15 protein-coding genes and 1 pseudogene are annotated in these 17,114 nt (G+C 71.3%); 5 read left to right on the top strand and 11 right to left on the bottom strand.

Annotated elements, in window-relative coordinates; all coding sequences use genetic code 11:
- Positions 1-7: 7 nt before the first annotated feature.
- The 3 genes from OG965_RS14070 to panB all read right to left on the bottom strand — a co-directional run bounded on the left by OG965_RS14070 (position 8) and on the right by panB (position 2,951).
- Positions 8-862, bottom strand: a complete 855-nt coding sequence (locus OG965_RS14070; RefSeq protein WP_371652395.1) for an ABC transporter permease — start codon at positions 860-862, stop codon at positions 8-10.
- Positions 859-1,884 (bottom strand): ATP-binding cassette domain-containing protein, encoded by a 1,026-nt coding sequence (locus OG965_RS14065; protein ID WP_371652394.1) that lies wholly within the window; start codon positions 1,882-1,884, stop codon positions 859-861. Before OG965_RS14065 ends, OG965_RS14070 begins: the two co-directional genes overlap by 4 nt.
- A gap of 188 nt (positions 1,885-2,072) precedes the next feature.
- On the bottom strand, positions 2,073-2,951 hold the full coding sequence (gene panB / locus OG965_RS14060; RefSeq protein ID WP_371652393.1) for a 3-methyl-2-oxobutanoate hydroxymethyltransferase: 879 nt from the start codon (positions 2,949-2,951) through the stop codon (positions 2,073-2,075).
- A gap of 304 nt (positions 2,952-3,255) precedes the next feature.
- Between panB and OG965_RS14055 the strand changes: the two genes are divergently transcribed.
- Positions 3,256-4,278: an endonuclease/exonuclease/phosphatase family protein gene (locus OG965_RS14055; protein ID WP_371652392.1), complete on the top strand. Its 1,023-nt coding sequence runs from the start codon at positions 3,256-3,258 to the stop codon at positions 4,276-4,278.
- A gap of 27 nt (positions 4,279-4,305) precedes the next feature.
- On the opposite strand, the gene OG965_RS14050 is transcribed toward OG965_RS14055, so the two are convergent.
- The 3 genes from OG965_RS14050 to OG965_RS14040 all read right to left on the bottom strand — a co-directional run bounded on the left by OG965_RS14050 (position 4,306) and on the right by OG965_RS14040 (position 8,222).
- Entirely contained in the window at positions 4,306-6,054 is a 1,749-nt protein-coding gene (locus tag OG965_RS14050) for an NAD+ synthase (RefSeq protein ID WP_371652391.1), read from the bottom strand.
- A gap of 77 nt (positions 6,055-6,131) precedes the next feature.
- Positions 6,132-7,736, bottom strand: coding sequence for a multicopper oxidase family protein (locus tag OG965_RS14045; protein WP_371652390.1), 1,605 nt, complete (start codon positions 7,734-7,736; stop codon positions 6,132-6,134).
- Between the two features lie 66 nt (positions 7,737-7,802).
- Positions 7,803-8,222 carry a hypothetical protein gene (locus tag OG965_RS14040; protein ID WP_371652389.1) on the bottom strand — a complete coding sequence of 140 codons (420 nt, stop codon included), beginning with the start codon at positions 8,220-8,222 and terminating at the stop codon, positions 7,803-7,805.
- A 72-nt stretch (positions 8,223-8,294) separates the two neighbouring features.
- On the opposite strand from OG965_RS14040, the gene OG965_RS14035 reads away from it, so the two are divergent.
- The 4 genes and pseudogenes from OG965_RS14035 to OG965_RS14020 all read left to right on the top strand — a co-directional run bounded on the left by OG965_RS14035 (position 8,295) and on the right by OG965_RS14020 (position 10,743).
- The gene (locus tag OG965_RS14035; protein WP_371652388.1) at positions 8,295-8,972 is read left to right on the top strand and encodes a DUF998 domain-containing protein; all 678 of its coding nucleotides are present in this window, start codon (positions 8,295-8,297) and stop codon (positions 8,970-8,972) included.
- Positions 8,969-9,805: an alpha/beta fold hydrolase gene (locus OG965_RS14030; RefSeq protein ID WP_371652387.1), complete on the top strand. Its 837-nt coding sequence runs from the start codon at positions 8,969-8,971 to the stop codon at positions 9,803-9,805. The genes OG965_RS14035 and OG965_RS14030 overlap by 4 nt, the downstream gene beginning before the upstream one ends.
- A gap of 16 nt (positions 9,806-9,821) precedes the next feature.
- Positions 9,822-10,268, top strand: a pseudogene (locus tag OG965_RS14025) (XRE family transcriptional regulator); the annotation flags it as partial.
- A 4-nt stretch (positions 10,269-10,272) separates the two neighbouring features.
- Complete coding sequence (locus OG965_RS14020; protein WP_371652386.1) at positions 10,273-10,743, top strand: NUDIX domain-containing protein; 471 nt, start codon at positions 10,273-10,275, stop codon at positions 10,741-10,743.
- Between the two features lie 244 nt (positions 10,744-10,987).
- Here OG965_RS14020 and OG965_RS14015 read toward each other — a convergent pair whose 3' ends face one another.
- From OG965_RS14015 to OG965_RS13995, 5 genes are all read right to left on the bottom strand, one after another.
- Entirely contained in the window at positions 10,988-12,898 is a 1,911-nt protein-coding gene (locus OG965_RS14015; protein WP_371652385.1) for a protease pro-enzyme activation domain-containing protein, read from the bottom strand.
- Between the two features lie 254 nt (positions 12,899-13,152).
- Positions 13,153-13,785, bottom strand: coding sequence for a DUF305 domain-containing protein (locus OG965_RS14010; protein WP_371652384.1), 633 nt, complete (start codon positions 13,783-13,785; stop codon positions 13,153-13,155).
- The gene (locus OG965_RS14005) at positions 13,782-14,438 is read right to left on the bottom strand and encodes a DUF3105 domain-containing protein (protein ID WP_371652383.1); all 657 of its coding nucleotides are present in this window, start codon (positions 14,436-14,438) and stop codon (positions 13,782-13,784) included. Before OG965_RS14005 ends, OG965_RS14010 begins: the two co-directional genes overlap by 4 nt.
- Before the next feature lie 142 nt (positions 14,439-14,580).
- Positions 14,581-14,913 carry a hypothetical protein gene (locus tag OG965_RS14000; RefSeq protein ID WP_371652382.1) on the bottom strand — a complete coding sequence of 111 codons (333 nt, stop codon included), beginning with the start codon at positions 14,911-14,913 and terminating at the stop codon, positions 14,581-14,583.
- 196 nt (positions 14,914-15,109) lie between these two features.
- Positions 15,110-17,098: an amino acid transporter gene (locus tag OG965_RS13995; RefSeq protein WP_371652381.1), complete on the bottom strand. Its 1,989-nt coding sequence runs from the start codon at positions 17,096-17,098 to the stop codon at positions 15,110-15,112.
- Between the last annotated feature and the right edge of the window lie 16 nt (positions 17,099-17,114).

The following is a 17,114-nucleotide window of genomic DNA, read 5'->3' as shown; positions in this document are numbered from 1 at the left end:
GTCAGGATCACGTGCGCTTACGGAACTTGGCGACCGCCAGCGGGGCCGTCACCGCGGTGATCGCGACCGCCCAGCCCAGCGTCATCAGCGCCGAGTGGGCGACCGGGCCGCCGTTGACCAGGTTGCGGGCGGCGTCCGCGAGGTTGGAGAGCGGGTTGTAGTCCGTGAAGGTCTGCAACCAGCCCGGCATCGTGGTCGGCTTCGCGAAGATCGACGAGCCGAACTGCAGCGGCATCAGCACCAGCATCGCCACTCCCTGGACGGCCTGGGCCGTCTTCATGGTGAGACCCAGCAGGATGAAGATCCACATCAGCGAGGCGCCGAACACCAGGGAGAGGCCGACCGCCGCGAGGAGCTCGAACACCGAGGTGTGGATGGACAGACCGAGGATGAAGCCCATGATCAGCAGGATCGAGGTGGCGACGATCATGCGGCCGATCTCGACCACGATCTTGGCGATCAGGACCGACGACCGGGCGATGGGCATGGTCCGGAACCGGTCCATGACGCCCTTCTTGAAGTCGTCGTTGATGCCGGTACCGACGGCCATCGCGATGTTCAGGCCCTGCATCGCCATCAGGCCCGGGATCAGGTAGTTGACGTACTCGCCCTGGTTGCCCTTGCCGGAGACGGCGCCGCCGAACACGTACACGAACAGCAGCGTGAAGATGATCGGCATGAACACGGCGTCGAACATCGACTCCGGGTCCTGCTTGATCTGGAGCGCGTTGCGGCGCACCAGGGCGCCTATGTGCCGCAGATTGGCGCGCGGGCCGATCCGGCTGTCGGCGTCCGTGACGGGCGGGCGGATACCGGTCGGCGCCTTGGTGGGGGCCGCCTTGGCGGTGGTGGCGGTGCTCATGCCGCGACCTCCTCGATCGTGTCGTCGCTCTCGGACTCCTGGAGGGTGGGCTTCTGGCCGGTGATGGCCAGGAACACCTCGTCCAGGCTGGGCAGATGGGTGCCTATGTGGGCGATGCCGAAGCCGCGGGCGCCCAGCAGGCCGACCACCGCGGTCAGCTGCTCGTCGCTGAGGATCGGCACGTTCAGCAGGCCCTCGTCGGGGACCGCCTGGGTGCCGGAGACCCCGTCCAGACCGGCCTCGGTGATGGCGCGCGCCATCGCGCCCAGCTGACCCGGGTCGGTGGGCCGGATCTGCAGGGTGCGGCCGCCGACCTTCGCCTTCAGCTCGTTGATGCCGCCGTTGGCGATGACCTTGCCGCGGTCGATGACCGTCAGCTGGTTCGCCAACTGCTCGGCCTCTTCCATGTACTGGGTGGTGAGCAGCACGGTGGCGCCCTCGGCCACCATCCGCTGGACCTCGTCCCACACCTCGTTGCGGGTGCGCGGGTCGAGACCGGTGGTCGGCTCGTCCAGGTAGAGCACGGCCGGGTTGCCGATCATCGAGGCCGCGAGGTCGAGGCGGCGGCGCATGCCTCCCGAGTAGTTCATCGCGGGCCGCTTCGCCGCCTCGGTGAGCGAGAACCGCTCCAGGAGCTCGTCGGCGCGGGCCCTGGCGTCCTTGCGGGACAGATCGAGCAGCCGCCCGATCATGTACAGGTTCTCCCAGCCCGACAGCTTCTCGTCCACCGAGGCGTACTGCCCGGTGAGACCGATCGTGCGGCGCAGCTGGCGGGGCTGCTTCACCACGTCGTACCCGGCGACGGTGGCGGTGCCGGCGTCCGGCACGATCAGGGTGGACAGGCAGCGGACGAGGGTGGTCTTGCCGGCGCCGTTGGGCCCCAGGACTCCGAGGACCGTGCCCTCACGGACGTCCAGGTCCACGCCGTCCAGCGCCTTGGTGTCGCCGAAGTGCTTCACCAGTCCCCGCACCGTGACGGCGTTGGCCGCGCCGCCTTCGGGGTTGTTGTCGATTCGCGTCATGCCCCTAAGGTGCCAGCCGCCACCGACAATCCACCGACAGCCGACCTACAGCGACCGACAGCCCGCCGACACAGACTGTGTCGGCGGGCTGTCAGGTGTCCGGCTGCGGCCGCGTTACCGAGCCCCATTAGGGGCGCGGGGAACTGCGCGCTCAGCCACAGCCGACCCGCAGTCAACCGACAACGTGCTTAGTGGAACGTGTGCTCCTCCGCAGGGAACGCCCCGCCGACGACCTCCCCGGCGAACGCCTTGGCCGCGTCGCCCAGGACCCCCCGCATATCGGCGTACTGCTTGGTGAAGCGCGGCACCTTCCCCCCGGTCAGCCCGACCATGTCGGTGTAGACGAGGACCTGCGCGTCGCACTCGACACCCGCCCCGATCCCCACGGTGGGGATGTGCAGCGAGCGCGTGATCTCGGCGGCCACCGAGGCCGGTACGAGCTCCAGCACCACCGCGAACGCGCCCGCGGCCTCCGCGGCCTTCGCGTCGCGCAGCAGCTGGTGCGCGGCCTCGTCGGAGCGGCCCTGCACCCGGTAGCCCATGGCGTTCACGGACTGCGGGGTCAGGCCCAGGTGGGACATGACCGGGATGCCGGACTGCACGAGCAGCTCGGTCTGGGGCAGCGAGCGCTCGCCGCCCTCCAGCTTGACGGCCCCGACGCCGGTCTCCTTGATCAGGCGGGTGGCGCTGCGCAGCGCCTGCACCGGGCCCTCCTGGTAGGTGCCGAACGGCAGGTCCGCGACGACGAGGGCGCGCTTGGTGCCCCGTACGACGGCGGCGGACAGCATGGTCATCTCGTCGAGCGTGACCGGGACGGTCGTGTCGTAGCCGAGGTGGCAGTTGCCCATCGAGTCGCCGACGAGCAGCACCGGGATCCCGGCCTCGTCGAAGACGGACGCGGTCATCGCGTCGTACGCGGTGAGCATGGGCCACTTCTCGCCCCGGGCCTTGGCGGCGGCGATGTCGTGGATCGTGACGCGGCGCGTGGACTTGCCCCCGTACAGCGCCTTGCTGCTGTCGGAACGTTCTACGGGCGGATTCTGCGCAGCCTTGAATTGTTGCGTCATCGCAACGGCTCCTGTTCGTCATCTCGAAGCGCCCTGACGGCGTCTCCGGACCACTTCCATGGTGGCATCCCACCCCCGCCGACGGGAAGTGGGTGCCTCAGTCACGTAAATACGTGAGCTTTAAACCACCTGCCTGGCAAATATGCGCGTTTTGTCACAGCCGTCCCTTCAGCCGTGACCCGTTGGAACCCGGCGAGGCGCCCTGTCGTCATCGAGGCAGTACGACGACAGGGAAAGCCACCCTCCATCGCCTAGGGTCATCGGTGCGGCGGAGTGCGAACGGCAAGGCAGTGAGGACGACGGTATGACGCGGGCGTACGTGACGGAGACGGGGAACGGCAGCGCGGAGGGCGAGCGCTCCGAATCCCGGGTCCGGCGCCTGCTGGACGGCTGGAGAAACGATCCCGAGATCTGGCGCCGGGGCCTGGTCCTGGCCGGGCTCGCGGTCCTGATCGCCCTGGTCATGCTGGTCCACGCCAAGATCCCCAACCGGATCGGCAACCTGGGCAGCCTCACGGAAACCTTCCTGCCGTGGCTCGGCCTCTTCGTCCCGGTGCTCCTCGGCCTCGCCCTGTGGCGCCGCTCGGCGACCGCGCTGATCGCCCTGGTCCTCCCGGCGGTCGTCTGGCTCAATCTGTTCGGCGGGCTGCTCACCGACAAGGAGAGCAAGGGCGGCAACCTGGTCGTCGCCACGCACAACGTGAACGCCGACAACCCCGACCCGGCCGGCACCGCCCGCGACCTCATCGCCTCCGGCGCCGACGTCCTCGCCCTTGAGGAGCTGCCCGGCAGCAGCGTCGGCGCGTACGAGAAGGCGCTGGCCGGGACCTACCCGCACCACTCGGTGCAGGGCACGGTGGGCCTGTGGTCCAGGTTCCCGCTGAGCGACGCCGAGCCGGTCGACATCAAGATGGGCTGGACCCGCGCCATGCGGGCCACGGTGAGCACGCCCGCGGGCCAGGTGAAGGTGTACGTGGCGCACATGCCCTCGGTGCGGGTGAAGCTCAGCGCCGGGTTCACCGCGCGCCAGCGGGACGCCAGCGCGGACGCCCTGGGCGACGCGATCGCGAGCGACCCGCTGAAGAAGGTGGTTCTGCTCGGCGACCTCAACGGCACCATGAACGACCGCGCCCTGAACAACATCACCTCGCAGATGCGCTCCACCCAGGGCGCGGCGGGCAACGGCTTCGGCTTCACCTGGCCCGCGTCGTTCCCGATGGCCCGGATCGACCAGATCATGGTCAAGGGCGTCGAGCCGAAGTCGTCGTGGACGCTGGGCCGGACGCCGAGCGACCACCTGCCGATCGCGGCCAGGCTGAAGATCTGAGCCGGCAGCCGATCGGCAGGGTGCCCGTCAGACCGACTCGCGCCACCGGTTGGTGATCGGCAGCCGCCGGTCCTTGCCGAAGCCCTTCGCGGAGATCTTGGTGCCCGGCGGGTACTGGCGCCGCTTGTACTCGGCGGTGTCGACGAGCCGCAGCGTCCTCGCCACCAGCTCCGCGTCGAACCCCGCCGCCACGATCGCCTCGCGGCCCTGGTCGCGGTCGACGTACAGGGCCAGGATCGCGTCCAGGACCGCGTAGTCCGGCAGCGAGTCCGTGTCGACCTGGTCCGGGCGCAGCTCGGCGCTGGGCGGCTTGGTGATCGAGTTCTCCGGGATGGGCGGGACCTCGCCCCGCTCGGCCGCCGCCTTGTCGCGCCAGTTGGCGAGGCGGAACACGGTCGTCTTGTAGACGTCCTTGATCGGGCCGTACGCGCCGACCGAGTCGCCGTACAGGGTCGAATACCCCACCGCCAGCTCGGACTTGTTGCCCGGCGCGAGCACGAGGTGGCCCTCCTGGTTGGAGATCGCCATCAGCATGGTGCCGCGCAGCCGCGACTGGAGGTTCTCCTCGGCGAGCCCGGTGAGGCCGAGCGAGGCCATGTACGCGGTGAACATCGGCTCGATGCCCACCGTGCGCAGCTGGAGGCCGGTGCGGCGGGCCAGCTCGGCCGCGTCGGCCTTGGAGTGCTCCGAGGAGTACTTGGACGGCATCGACACGCCGTACACGTTCTCCGCGCCGAGCGCGTCGCAGGCGATCGCGGCGACCAGCGCCGAGTCGATGCCGCCGGACAGGCCGATCAGGACGGACCGGAAGCCGTTCTTGGCGACGTACGCGCGCAGCCCCGTGACCAGCGCCGAGTAGACCTCCTCGTCGTCGTCGAGCCGCTCGGCCTGCCCCCCGGTGAGCTCGGGCTCGTACGCCGGGACGGGCTTCTCGGAGAGGATCACGTGCTCGATCCGCAGACCGTCGTCGACGGTGCCGGACGGGACCGGGCCCGCGGCCGGCAGCTCCAGGTCGAGCAGCACACCGCCCTCCGCGAACTGCGGGGCGCGGGCGACGACTTCGCCGTTCCGGTCGACGACGATCGAGTCGCCGTCGAAGACCAGCTCGTCCTGGCCGCCGACCATGGCCAGGTAGGCGGTGGTGCAGCCCGCCTCCTGGGCGCGCTTGCGGACCAGTTCGAGCCGGGTGTCGTCCTTGTTCTGCTCGTACGGCGAGGCGTTGATCGAGACCAGCAGCCCGGCCCCGGCGGACCGGGTGGCCGGGACGCGGCCGCCGTCCTGCCAGAGGTCCTCGCAGATGGCGAGGGCCACGTCGACGCCGTGGACCCGGATCACGGGCATGGTGTCGCCCGGCACGAAGTACCGGAACTCGTCGAAGACGCCGTAGTTGGGCAGGTGGTGCTTGGCGAATCTGAGCACCACCTCGCCGCGGTGCAGCACGGCGCCCGCGTTGCGCGGGGCGCCCGCGGGCTGGCCGTAGCGGGGCTGGGTGTCCGACCGGTCGAGATAGCCGACGATCACCGGCAGCTCCCCGAGGCCCTCGGCGGCCAGACGTGCCGCGAGCTCGGTCAGCGCCTGCCGGGACGCCTCGACGAACGAGGAGCGCAGCGCCAGGTCCTCGACGGGGTAGCCGGTCAGCATCATCTCGGGGAAGGCGGCGAGGTGCGCCCCCTGCTCGGCACAGTGCCGGGTCCAGTGCACGATCGCCTCGGCGTTCGCGGCGATGTCGCCGACGGTCGAGTCGATCTGATTCAGAGCGAGACGTAGTTGAGGCACCCCGCCAGTGTAATCGTCAAAGCGACGCGATGGGGGGTGGAGCGGGGCGCGGCACCCCGCTCCACCCCACCGGTGGCCTACTTCCGGTAGCCGAGAACCGTCATCATCCCGGCCTCCGAGTGGTAGACGTTGTGGCAGTGGATCATCCACAGCCCCGGGTTGTCCGCGTCGAAGTCCACGGTCAGGGTCCGCCCCGGCAGCACCACCGCCGTGTCCTTGCGGGCCCCGCCCGCCCCGCCCGCCAGCGCGAACGTGTGGCCGTGCAGATGAACCGGGTGCCACATCGACGTCGTGTTGGCGAAGACCATCCGCACCCGCTCGCCCGCGCTCACCGGGTGCCGCGCGTCCGGCCGGTACGGCTTCCCGTCGAAGGCCCAGTCGTACTTCTCCATCCCACCGGTCAGCGTCAGCTTCACCGTCCGGTCGGGCGCCTTCGGCGGCAGCGCCACGGACGCGTCCGGCGCGAGCCGGTCGGCCGTGACCAGCCGCCCGGTCAGCTCCTTGGGGCGTACGGAGGCGGTGGGCGCGGCCCCGCCACCGGTGCGCAGCACCGCGAGCGCCGCCGCCTTCTTCCCCTCGGCCTGCGCCACCAGCGGGAACACCCCGTCGCCCGCCGTGACCAGCACGTCGTACCGCTCGCCCATGCCGAGCAGCAGCGCGTCCGTCGTCGTGTGCCGGACCGGGAAGCCGTCCGTGTGGGTCACCGTCAGCTCATGGCCGCCGAGCGCCACCCGGAACGCGGTGTCGCCGCCCGCGTTGACGATCCGCAGCCGGATGCGCTCGCCGGGCTTGGCCGTGAAGGAGGAAGGGGCCTGCGGCGTACGGCCGTTGACCAGGTAGTACGGATACGCGACGTCGCCCGCGTCCCCGCCGAGGAGCTCGCTGTCGGCGCCCATGAGCATGCGGGAGGGGCCGGTGGAGGGCGTCCGCGTCGGCCTGCCATCCATGTCGCCCATGTCTCCCATGTCGTGGCCGGAGTGGTTCATGCCGCCCCCGCTGCCCATCCCGCCGCGCAGCTCCGCCAGCACCGCGTCCGGCGTCGAGCCGTCCACCCCGTCGACCCAGTCGTCCAGGACGACGACCCACTCCCGGTCGTACGCCAGCGGCTCCTTCGGGTCCTCGACGATCAGCGGGGCGTACAGACCGCGGTCCTGCTGGACGCCGGAGTGCGGGTGGAACCAGTACGTGCCGGGGTGGGCGACGGCGAACCGGTAGGCGAACGACGCCCCCGGCGCGACCGGCCGCTGGGTCAGACCGGGCACGCCGTCCATGTCGTTGCGCAGGGCGAGGCCGTGCCAGTGCAGCGAGGTCGGCTCGGGGAGGTGGTTGGCGAGGGTGACCGCGAGCGTGTCGCCCGCGGTGACCCGCACCTCCTGCCCGGGCAGCCGGTCGCCGTACGCCCAGGACCGGACGGTACGGCCGCCGCCCAGGTCGAGCGGGGTGGCGGTGGCGGTGAGCCGGACGTCGCGGACGGGCCCGGAGCCGCGCCGGGCCTCGGCGGCGACGACCTCGGGACCTGCGGGGTCGACGAAGCCGCCGGGAGCGGCCGAGGACGTGGAGCCGTGATCCATGCCGTCCATGCCGTCCATGGAGCCGGAGCCCGAGCAGGCGGCGAGCAGGGCGCCGCCCGCGACGGCGGTGGTGGCGCCGAGCACGGCGCGGCGGGTGGGGTGTGCGGACATGACTGAGTGCACCTCGTGGTGTGGGCATGCGGAAAAGTAGGGGCGCGTCTCCTGCTTCGCACGCTCCTACTGGCGCAGTACCGACAAGGCGGCGACGGAACTCCCGTAGGGAGGGGGAGGGTTGGGCCACAGGGGCCGCGGGATCCGGCCGCGTACGGCGGTCGCGCCCGGCGTCCGGCCGCGCGCCGACAGCAGCCGTACGGCGAGCAGGGCGAGGCCCCACACGCCGAGCACCGCGAGACACGCGGAGCCGGGGTCCATCCCGCGCATGGGCTCGTGGCGGGGAGCGGCGGCCTGGTGGTGGCTCTGGCCGGCCGTCGCGGGCGCGGCCATGGCGCCGGCCATGACCATCGAGGTGTGCTCGCCGGGGGCAGTCGCCGTGTGCTCCGCCGGGTGCCCGACCGTGTGCATGGTGAAGATGCCGAAGAGCAGCGCGGCGCAGAGCAGCAGCTGCCCGTACGCCGTCGTCCTCCTCGCGGTCACCATGGACCGCACCCTACCCCCACCCGGTATGGCTTCTCGTGTGGGGGAGGTGGCGTAAGTACCATTGCGGCCACTATGTCCCTTGGTGGTTCACGCGTCCGGCCCGCGGTGGTCCTGCTGGCGCTCGGCGCGCTCGCGTACACGGCGTGGGTGCTCGAAGTGGTCGTCCACACCGGTCTCGACCCCGTACAGACGTATGTGAGCGAGCTCGCCGCGGCCGATCAGCCGCTCGGCGGGCTCTTCCGGGCGACGGACCTGACGGCCGGGGCGCTGGTGTTCGCCGGGTCGGCGTGGGCGCTGTGGCGGTGTGACCGGCGGGCCTGGTCGGTGGCCGGGTGGACGGGGCTCGTGCTGTTCGGCGCGGCGACCGTGGCCGACTCGCGGCTGCCGCTGAGCTGTGCGCCGACCGTCGACCCCGAGTGCGCGGCCCGCGAGACGGCCGGTCTGGTCCCGGCCACGCACACGGCGCACGCGGTGAGCAGCAGCCTCGCGATGACCGGCGCGCTGGTCGCCGTCGTGGCGCTCACGGTCGCCGCCCGCCGCTACGGCCGGTGGGCCCCGCTGGCCCGGTTCGGACCGGTCCTGGTGGTGCTCGAACTGGCCGTCACCGTCTGGACGCTGGCCGCCATCGCCGCGTTCGAGGCCGGGCGCGGCACCTGGTCGCTGGGGGCCGGACAGCGGTTGCAGGTGCTGTTCGTGGCGGTGTGGCTGGGGGTGCTCGCGTACGCGGTCGCGCGCGAGAATCGAGTATGACGTTCGTACGGATCGACGGGGTGCCGCACCACGTGGTGGTGGAGGGGAACGGTCCGCCCGTGCTGCTGAGCGCGGGCCTGGGCATGGCCTGGTTCGACTGGGACGAGGTGGCGGCCCTGCTGGCCCCCCACCGCACGGTGGTCCGCTTCGACCGCCCCGGCCACGGCCTCTCCGGCCCGGCGGTGGCGCCGCCGACGGCCTCGGGGGAGGCGCACCGGATCGCGGGGGTCCTGGACGCGGTGGGGGTTTCCGGGCCGGTGACGGTGGTGGGGCACTCGATCGCGGGCTTCCACGCGGAGGCGTACGCCCGGCTGCACCCGGACCGCACGGCCGCGCTCGTACTGGTGGACTCCAGCGTGGAGCCGGAGGCTCGGGTGGGGGCGTCGGCGCGGGTGGTGTCGGCGCGGGTGGCGGGGGCGGTGCTGGCGGGGGCGGGTCTGCCGGCGGCGCTCGGTCCTTTGCTGCGCCGGACGACAGTCCGCCTCTCCCGCACGGGCGGCGCCGACCCGGCCCCCCGCGCCCTGGTCCGCCGCTGCTACCGCACCTCCCGGGTATGGCGGGGCCTGCTCCTGGAGAACGCCCGCTACCGCCCGGTGGCAGCGGAACTCCTCACCCTGCGCGATCACTTCCCCCTCCCCCCGGTCCCGGTGACGGTCCTCGCGGGCGGCGCGGGCGGCCCGTCCTGGCTCACCTGCCAACGCGCTCTGGCGGACACGCTGGGGGGCCGCCTGGAGGTGGCGGAGGGGGCGGGGCATCTGGTGATGCTGGACGCGGCGGAGCGGGTGGCGGAGGCGATCCTGGGGACGACTTCCCCCACTCCACCCGTTCCCTGACCCCCAGGGGGCTGCGGCCCCTGCACAGATCGACGTGTTGGTGTACGCCGCCGTGTTCCTTCACGAGGCGTACCCCCGACTGACCGACTTGCTCAGAGAGCGTGCAGCCGAAGGGTGCTCAGTGCGGATCGCCCTGGGCGACGCCGACAGTGCGAACGTTCAGCAACGCGGTCAGGAAGAGAAATTCGGTCACGGCATCGAGAGCCGTTGCCGTCTGGCACTCCTGCACTACCGGCCCTTGCTGGAGGTACCCGGCATTGAGCTGCGGACCCACGCAACGACGCTCTACAACAGCATGTACCGCGCTGACGACCAGGTGTTGGTCAACGCCCACGTATGGGGCGTGAACGCCTACGGTGCGCCAGTGTGGCATCTCCGGCGCAACAGCGGTGGGGGCGTGTTCGACACCTACGCGGAGAGCTTCAGCGCCGTATGGAAGACGGCCCGACCCGTGGAAGGGTGATCGCATGGCACGGACCGAGTACTACGACGACCCGAACGCACCGAAGCCCAACAGCCTGGTCGTTGCCGCCTCTGCCGTCGTCGCGGACGGCCAGGGGCGCATCCTCCTCCAGCGGCGCCGGGACAACGACTTGTGGGCGCTTCCCGGTGGAGCCATGGACATCGGGGAGTCGCTGCCCGGTACGGCTGTCCGCGAGGTCAAGGAAGAGACGGGCCTGGATGTGGAGATCACGGGGCTGGTCGGCACGTACACGGACCCACGGCACATCATCGCGTACAGCGACGGAGAGGTTCGCCGGCAGTTCGCTGTCGTCTTCACGGCACGCGTGGTCGGAGGGAAGCTCGCCATGTCGGACGAGTCGACAGAGCTGCGCTACGTCTCGCCCGCAGACTTCGAGGCGCTGCCCATGCACCACACGCAGCGGCTACGGCTCACGCACTACCTGGAGCACCAGGATCGGCCCCATCTCGGCTGAGCCACCAAGGTTCGATGAGCTTCGCGTAGTGCGGTTTCGGTGGGGACTGGTCGCGCAATTACCGCACCCCCAAGGGACTTCGCTCCTCGAACGCCGGAGGGGCTGGAGATACCCAGGGGCGCGGGGAACTGCACGAAGAGCGGAAGCGGACCCGCGGACAAACACCGGGACCCAGGGCAAAACCCCCGCCCCAGGACCGAACCCGGTCCCGGGGCGGGGCTGTTGGCAGGGTCGAGCCCGTCGGCTAGTAGTGGCGGCCGTAAGACGCCACGTAGCCTCGGGACGGGGTGCCTACGCCCGTTACGTCGTCGTAGCCGCGCACCGCGTGCAGCGAGCTGTCCTTGCCCAGCGTGCGCACCGACGTCGCGAGACCGCCCGTCGCGTCGACGCTGTTCACGAAGTCCACCCGCGCCACCGCGAGGTCACGCGCACCCAGCGGGTGGTCGGTGACGTCGTGGTACAGGGGCGAGCCGTAGCGCGCGTAGATCGACGGGTTCGCGAAGCCGATCGGGAAGTGCCGGGCCTGCTGCGCCAGCGCCTGGACGCCCGCGATGACCGGCGCCGCCAGCGACGTGCCGCCGATGCGGTACTCGTCGTACTTCACCGCGCCGTCGGGGAACGTCTGCGTCTGGCCCACCAGGAAGCCCGTGTTGGGGTCCGCGACCGCCGCGATGTCCGGGATCGTACGCATGCGGGCCGCGCCGTTCGCCTTGGCGAGCGAGTCGGGGACGACGCCGCGCTGGTAGAACGGCTGCTTCACCGTCGAGCTCGTGCCGCCGCCCGCGCCCGAGGTGTACGCGCCGGGGAAGGCCGTCCAGCTCTTGCCGTCCGCCGCCAGCGAGGCCTTCAGCGTGCCCCAGCCCGTCTCGAACTTGTACGTGTCGCCCTTGCCGACCGCCAGCGAGGTGCCGCCGACCGCCGTCACCCACGCCGAGTTGGCCGGGGTGTCGACCTGCTTCTTGCCGGTGTTGGCGACCTCGTCGCCGTCGTCGCCGGAGGAGAAGTAGAAGCCGATGCCCTCGACCGCGCCCAGCTTGAACGTCTGGTCGTAGGCCGCCGCGACGTCCGGCGTCTCGTTGGCCTCGATGTCGCCCCACGAGTTGGAGACGATGTCGGCCAGGTGGCTGTCGACGACCTTGTTCAGCGCGTCGAGCAGATCCGGGTCGTTGCAGGACGCGCCCGCCACGTACACGATGTCCGCGTCCGGCGCGACCGCGTGCACGGCCTCGACGTCGAGCGACTCCTCGCCGTACCAGCCGGCCGCGTCGCACGCCTCCACGCTGTTGTAGTCGGCGGGCTTCACCTCGCTGTACTGGCCGTGCTTGTACGACTTGTCGCCGTTGCGCAGCGCGTACCGCTGGGCGTCCTTCGCCATCGTCGGCGAGGCGTACGCGTCGGTGATCGCGACGGTCACGCCCTTGCCGGTGTAGCGGCCCGCGCCGTACGCCGCCCGCAGCTGCTTGCCGGTGTACCCCTTGACCGCGTACGGGACCTTGGTGCCGTACGCGTCCGGCAGGGTGGTGGCGATGTTCGAGCCGTAGTACGTCGAGAACGGCCCCGAGTTCTTGAACGCGGGACCCGGTGCGGGCAGCGTCTCGTGGTGCGTCGCCTTGTGCGGGGCGTTGTCCAGACCGGTCACGGTGAGCACCGCGTCGGCCAGCGCGCCCGGCGCGGAGGCGGTCTTCACCGGGGCGCGGTAAGTGCGGCCGCTCTTGCGGTAGTTGTGGAGAGGGGTGGCGAACGCCTTCTCGGCGGCGGTGACGTCACCGGAGACCGAGACGTAGTGCTGGTTGCTGCCCGTGACGGTCAGCCCGGCCGACTTCAGCCAGCCGGTGACCGCCGCGATCTGCTCCTTGGTCGCCCCGAAGCGCTGCTGCGTCTGCGCGGCGCTCAGGAACTTCCCGTACGACGCCGAGCTCGGGTCGGACACGGCCGCGGCGTACGCGGCGAGGCCCTTGGCGTCGCGGCCCGCGAGGTAGACCCGTGCGTCGACCTTGCTCGTGGTCGCCGTGGCGCCCTGGTCGGCGGCGCCGGTGGCCCACGCGGGCTTGGTGCCCGTGAGGGCGGCCCGCCCGGACGGCACGGGGTCCGCCGCGTGGGCGGACGGTATGCCGAGAGCGAGCGCGCCGGCGAGCAGAGGCAGTGTCGCTGCCATGCTCACGGCACGCCGCCTGGTGCGGTTGGTTCTCAATGTGACCCCCTGCATGAGGCTCTTCACCTGGGAGGCATGCGCACTTGATCTGCGCATGCACAGCGTCACTCTGGTGAGGAACGGTTCATGCCGGGGACATGTGAGTCCCAAGAGAAACCCAAGTCCCGCCGGGGTGGCGGGACTTGGGTTCTTTTGGTGGCTGAAATGCCGACTCGGGCGGATTGCGTACGCCGCCCGGCCCGGGGCCGTTCACCGCGTTACGTACGCGGGGTGACCCCCCGCGCCTTCAGCATCCCGGCCATCAGATCGATCTCCGACTGCTGGGAGTCGACCATGCCCTGCGCCAGAGCGCGCTCCACCTCGGTCGTACACCGCTGGGCGCACCCCTGAGCCATGTGGATACCGCCCTTGTGGTGCTCGGTCATCAGCTGGAGGTAGAGGATCTCCGCCTGCTTGCCGTCAGCCGCGCGCAGCCGGTCGAGCTCGGTGTTGGTCGCCATGCCGGGCATCAGCGCGCCGTCCGCGCCGGGCTCGCTGCCCATGCCCATCCAGGCCATCGGCAGCCGGTCCGGCTCCGACTTGGGCAGCCCCCACAGATCGAGCCAGCCGATCAGCATGCCCCGCTGGTTGGCCTGGGTGTTGGCGATGTCGTACGCGAGGCGGCGGACCTCCTCGTCCTTGGTGCGGTCGCGCACCACGAACGACATCTCCACCGCCTGCTGGTGGTGGACGGCCATGTCGCGCGCGAAGCCCGCGTCCGCCGAGGCCGCCACCGGGGTGTGCGCGGCGGGCTCGGAGTCCCCGCCGGTGGCGCTCGCGACCGTGGCCACCGTCGCGAACACCAGAGCCGCCACGACCGCCGCCAGCGACGCCCAGTAGGTGCGGTTCACTGGTCCAGCCCGCCCGTGCACGCCGCGCCCGGCTCCGGCGTCTGCGCGCCCTGCACGTACTTGGCGAAGAACTGGTTGACCCGCGGGTCGTCCGCGCTCGTCACGGTGACCTGCTTGCCCCAGGCGCTGAGCATGATCGCCCCGGTCTGGTCCTGGTAGGGGCTCATCAGCGAGTACGGCGTCTTGGAGACCTTGTCGGAGAGCTTCTGCACATCGGCGGCGGGCGCCTTGTCGTTGTACGTCACCCACACCGCGCCGTGCTCCAGGGAGTGCACCGCGTTCATGTCGGGGAGCGCCTTCTTGTAGACGGCGCCGCCGCAGTTCATCCACACCTGGTTGTGGTCGCCGCCGACCGGCGGCTTCATCGGGTACGACACCGTCTTGGTGACGTGGTTGCGGCCGAGCTTCTTCGGGTCCCAGTCCTTCTCGCCGGCGATGGTCGCCTTGGCGTCGGCGGCCTTCTGCGCCTGCTGCTTGTCCTTGTCGTCGGACTCCTTGTTCAGCAGGTACGCGCCGACGCCGACGAGCCCGGCGACGATCGCCACCGACACGGTGACGGCGGCGATCTTGTTGCGCCGCTCGCGGGCCTGCTCGGCGCGGCGCATCTCGGCTATCCGCGCCTGGCGGGAGTTCTTCGATTCCTTGGTGGCCATGGGGGCTCAAGTCCTTCTGGTGATGGGGAAGTCGGGGGAGGATCTTCGGACCCCGCGAGGCCCGTTGCCGCTCAGGGGCGCGGGGAACTGCGCGACCAGCCCAAGCGGGCCCGCAGTCGAAACCGCGCCTTTGGCGGCACGCCTACGTCCGCAGCACCTGAAGGACATGAAGATCAGGGGCCCGGGGCCGAGCCCCGCCCCGAACCGGCGCCCCCGAGGGCCGGACCGCGGCGGCCCGCACCGCATGTGCGGCCCCCAGCGCCGGGGTGTCGAGCGGCGGCGCGGTCAGTACGGCCGGGTCCGCGTGCGGGAAGAGCCCGCAGTCGCCCCGGTCGTACGGACAGCTGTACTGCGCCGCGCCGCTCACCGGCATGGCGTGGTGGGCCAGGGGGGCCGGGTCGGCGCTCGCCGCGCCGCCCGCGGTGAGGCCGCCCGCGGTGAGGCAGAGGAAGAGCGCGCCGAGGAGCGTCGCCATGGCGCTCACCAGCGCCACAGGACGTGAGATGCGAAGGCGTCGCACTCCCCCCATAGGCGCAGATGCTAAGCGAGGGAGCGCCACGCGCGGCAGGGCGGGGTCGGCCAAGATCCGGCCACCCGGCCGGAACCGGGCCGCCGTGCGCCCGGCAGCCGCGTGCGGCGGATCCGTCGGCGGCCCGACGCGGACCCGGAGGTCAGCCCACGTGGACGCGCGGCCGCCGCTTCAGGTCCGGTTCGGCGCGCCGCAGCACCTCGCGGGTGACCGGGGCGACCTCGCCGTCGCCGAAGACCAGGAAGCGCAGCAGATGGCTGAGCGGATGGCCCTCGGTCCAGTTGAAGTACGCGTGCGGCACCTCGCCGGTGCGCTCGCGCAGCTTCATCATCACCGCCGCGATGGTGTTGGGCACCACCGCGCCCTCCACCCGCAGCCTGCGCACTCCGTGCTTCTCGTCGCCGTGCACGGTCAGCTCGGTGGTGAAGTCCGAGGAGTTCTGCACGAACACCTCCAGGAACAGCACCGGCCGCCCGTCCGGGATGTGGGTCTCCTCGCGCTGGCTGTACTCCTTGGCGCGGTACTCCCGGGTGCTGTGCTCCTGCGGCTCGTTGGCGATCAGCCGCAGCGGCCCGCTCGCGGCCGCCTCGTCGATGAACCGGCTCGCCGCCTCGTCGAAGGTCACCTCGGTGGCCCGCAGCTCGAACGCCCGGTGCACCCGGGACGCGAACGACGACAGCAGGATGGCGAGGATGAACAGCAGCGCGATCTTGAGGCCGTCGGGCCGCTCGATGACATTGGTGACCAGGGTGTACGCGAAGACGGCGGTGATGGCGCCGAACCCGAGGGCGGCGGCCCGCCTGCCCCGGTGCAGTACCGCGACGGTCGAGGCGAACGACGCCGACAGCATCAGGACGAGCACCCCGGTCGCGTACGCGCCGCTCTGCGCGTCGACGTCGGCGTCGAACCACCAGGTGATGAAGAAGGCGATCGCCACGAAGAGCAGCACCAGCGGGCGCACCGCGCGGGTCCACTCCGGGGCCATGCCGTAGCGCGGCAGATAGCGCGGGACGAGGTTGAGCAGCCCGGCCGTCGCCGACGCCCCGGCGAACCAGAGGATCGCGATGGTCGACACGTCGTACACCGTGCCGAAGGCCTCGCCCAGGTGCTGGTGGGCGAGATAGGCGAGCGCGCGGCCGTTGGCGTCGCCGCCCGTCTTGAACTCCGCCTCCGGGATGAGGATCGTCGTGGCGAGGCTGGAGACCAGCAGGAAGCCGCTCATGACGAGGGCCGCGGTGGTGAGCAGCCTGCGGGTGTCGCGGATACGGCCGAGCGGCTTCGCGTACGTGTCGGAGGCGTCCCCCGTGATCTGCGGCATCACCGCCACGCCCGTCTCGAAGCCGGACATGCCGAGCGCGAGCTTGGGGAAGACGAGCAGCGCCACGCCGACCATCGCCAGCGGCGAGGAGTGCTCGGCGCTCACCGCGTGCCACCAGTCGTCGACCACCACAGGCTCGGTGGCGATCTTGCCGATGGCGGTGGCGAGGACCACCAGGTTGAGCGTCAGATAGACCGCGACGAGGACCACGGCGACGCCGATGGCCTCCTTGAACCCCTTGAGGAAGACCGCGCCGAGGGCGGCGACCAGGGCCAGCGTGATCCAGAGGTTGGAGCCGTGCAGCCAGTTCGGGGCGAAGGGGTTCTCCACCACGTGGGCCGAGGCGTCGGCCGCCGACAGGGTGATCGTGATCATGAAGTCGGTGGCCGCGAAGCCGAGCAGCACCAGGACGAAGATCTTCCCCGCCCACCAGGGCAGCAGCCGCTCCAGCATGGCGATGGAGCCCTCGCCGTTGGGGGACTCCTTGGCGACGCGCCGGTAGACCGGCAGCGCGCCGAGCAGGGTCAGCGCGATCAGGACGAGGGTGGCCATCGGCGAGAGCAGTCCGGCCGCGAGGGCCGCGATGCCGGGCTGGTAGCCGAGGGTGGAGAAGTAGTCCACACCCGTCAGACACATCACCCGCCACCACGTGTGGCCCTTGTGCTCCTGCGGCGGGGTGCCGTGCGGTCCGGGGTGGCGCGCGGAGTTCTCGGACAGGCCGTCCAGGAGCCAGGCCCGCCAGCGGCGGACGGCCGGCTCCCGCGCGGGCGGGGCGGCGACGGTATCCGGGGGCTCCATCTGGGTGCCGGTCATCCTGCGGTTCTCCATA

The organism is Streptomyces sp. NBC_00224 (genome assembly GCF_041435195.1).
In the GTDB taxonomy this organism is placed as follows: domain Bacteria; phylum Actinomycetota; class Actinomycetes; order Streptomycetales; family Streptomycetaceae; genus Streptomyces.
The sequence above is the reverse complement of the archived record's forward strand: the minus strand, read 5'-3'. Positions and strand labels throughout refer to the sequence as shown.

What these genes read in the sequence shown, in the direction of transcription:
- OG965_RS14070 (WP_371652395.1), bottom strand. Translation starts at nt 862, where the DNA reads ATGAGCACCGCCACCACCGCCAAGGCGGCCCCCACCAAGGCGCCGACC.
- OG965_RS14065 (WP_371652394.1), bottom strand. Translation starts at nt 1,884, where the DNA reads ATGACGCGAATCGACAACAACCCCGAAGGCGGCGCGGCCAACGCCGTC.
- panB (WP_371652393.1), bottom strand. Translation starts at nt 2,951, where the DNA reads ATGACGCAACAATTCAAGGCTGCGCAGAATCCGCCCGTAGAACGTTCC.
- OG965_RS14055 (WP_371652392.1), top strand. Translation starts at nt 3,256, where the DNA reads ATGACGCGGGCGTACGTGACGGAGACGGGGAACGGCAGCGCGGAGGGC.
- OG965_RS14045 (WP_371652390.1), bottom strand. Translation starts at nt 7,736, where the DNA reads ATGTCCGCACACCCCACCCGCCGCGCCGTGCTCGGCGCCACCACCGCC.
- OG965_RS14040 (WP_371652389.1), bottom strand. Translation starts at nt 8,222, where the DNA reads ATGGTGACCGCGAGGAGGACGACGGCGTACGGGCAGCTGCTGCTCTGC.
- OG965_RS14035 (WP_371652388.1), top strand. Translation starts at nt 8,295, where the DNA reads ATGTCCCTTGGTGGTTCACGCGTCCGGCCCGCGGTGGTCCTGCTGGCG.
- OG965_RS14030 (WP_371652387.1), top strand. Translation starts at nt 8,969, where the DNA reads ATGACGTTCGTACGGATCGACGGGGTGCCGCACCACGTGGTGGTGGAG.
- OG965_RS14020 (WP_371652386.1), top strand. Translation starts at nt 10,273, where the DNA reads ATGGCACGGACCGAGTACTACGACGACCCGAACGCACCGAAGCCCAAC.
- OG965_RS14015 (WP_371652385.1), bottom strand. Translation starts at nt 12,898, where the DNA reads ATGGCAGCGACACTGCCTCTGCTCGCCGGCGCGCTCGCTCTCGGCATA.
- OG965_RS14005 (WP_371652383.1), bottom strand. Translation starts at nt 14,438, where the DNA reads ATGGCCACCAAGGAATCGAAGAACTCCCGCCAGGCGCGGATAGCCGAG.
- OG965_RS14000 (WP_371652382.1), bottom strand. Translation starts at nt 14,913, where the DNA reads ATGGCGACGCTCCTCGGCGCGCTCTTCCTCTGCCTCACCGCGGGCGGC.
- OG965_RS13995 (WP_371652381.1), bottom strand. Translation starts at nt 17,098, where the DNA reads ATGACCGGCACCCAGATGGAGCCCCCGGATACCGTCGCCGCCCCGCCC.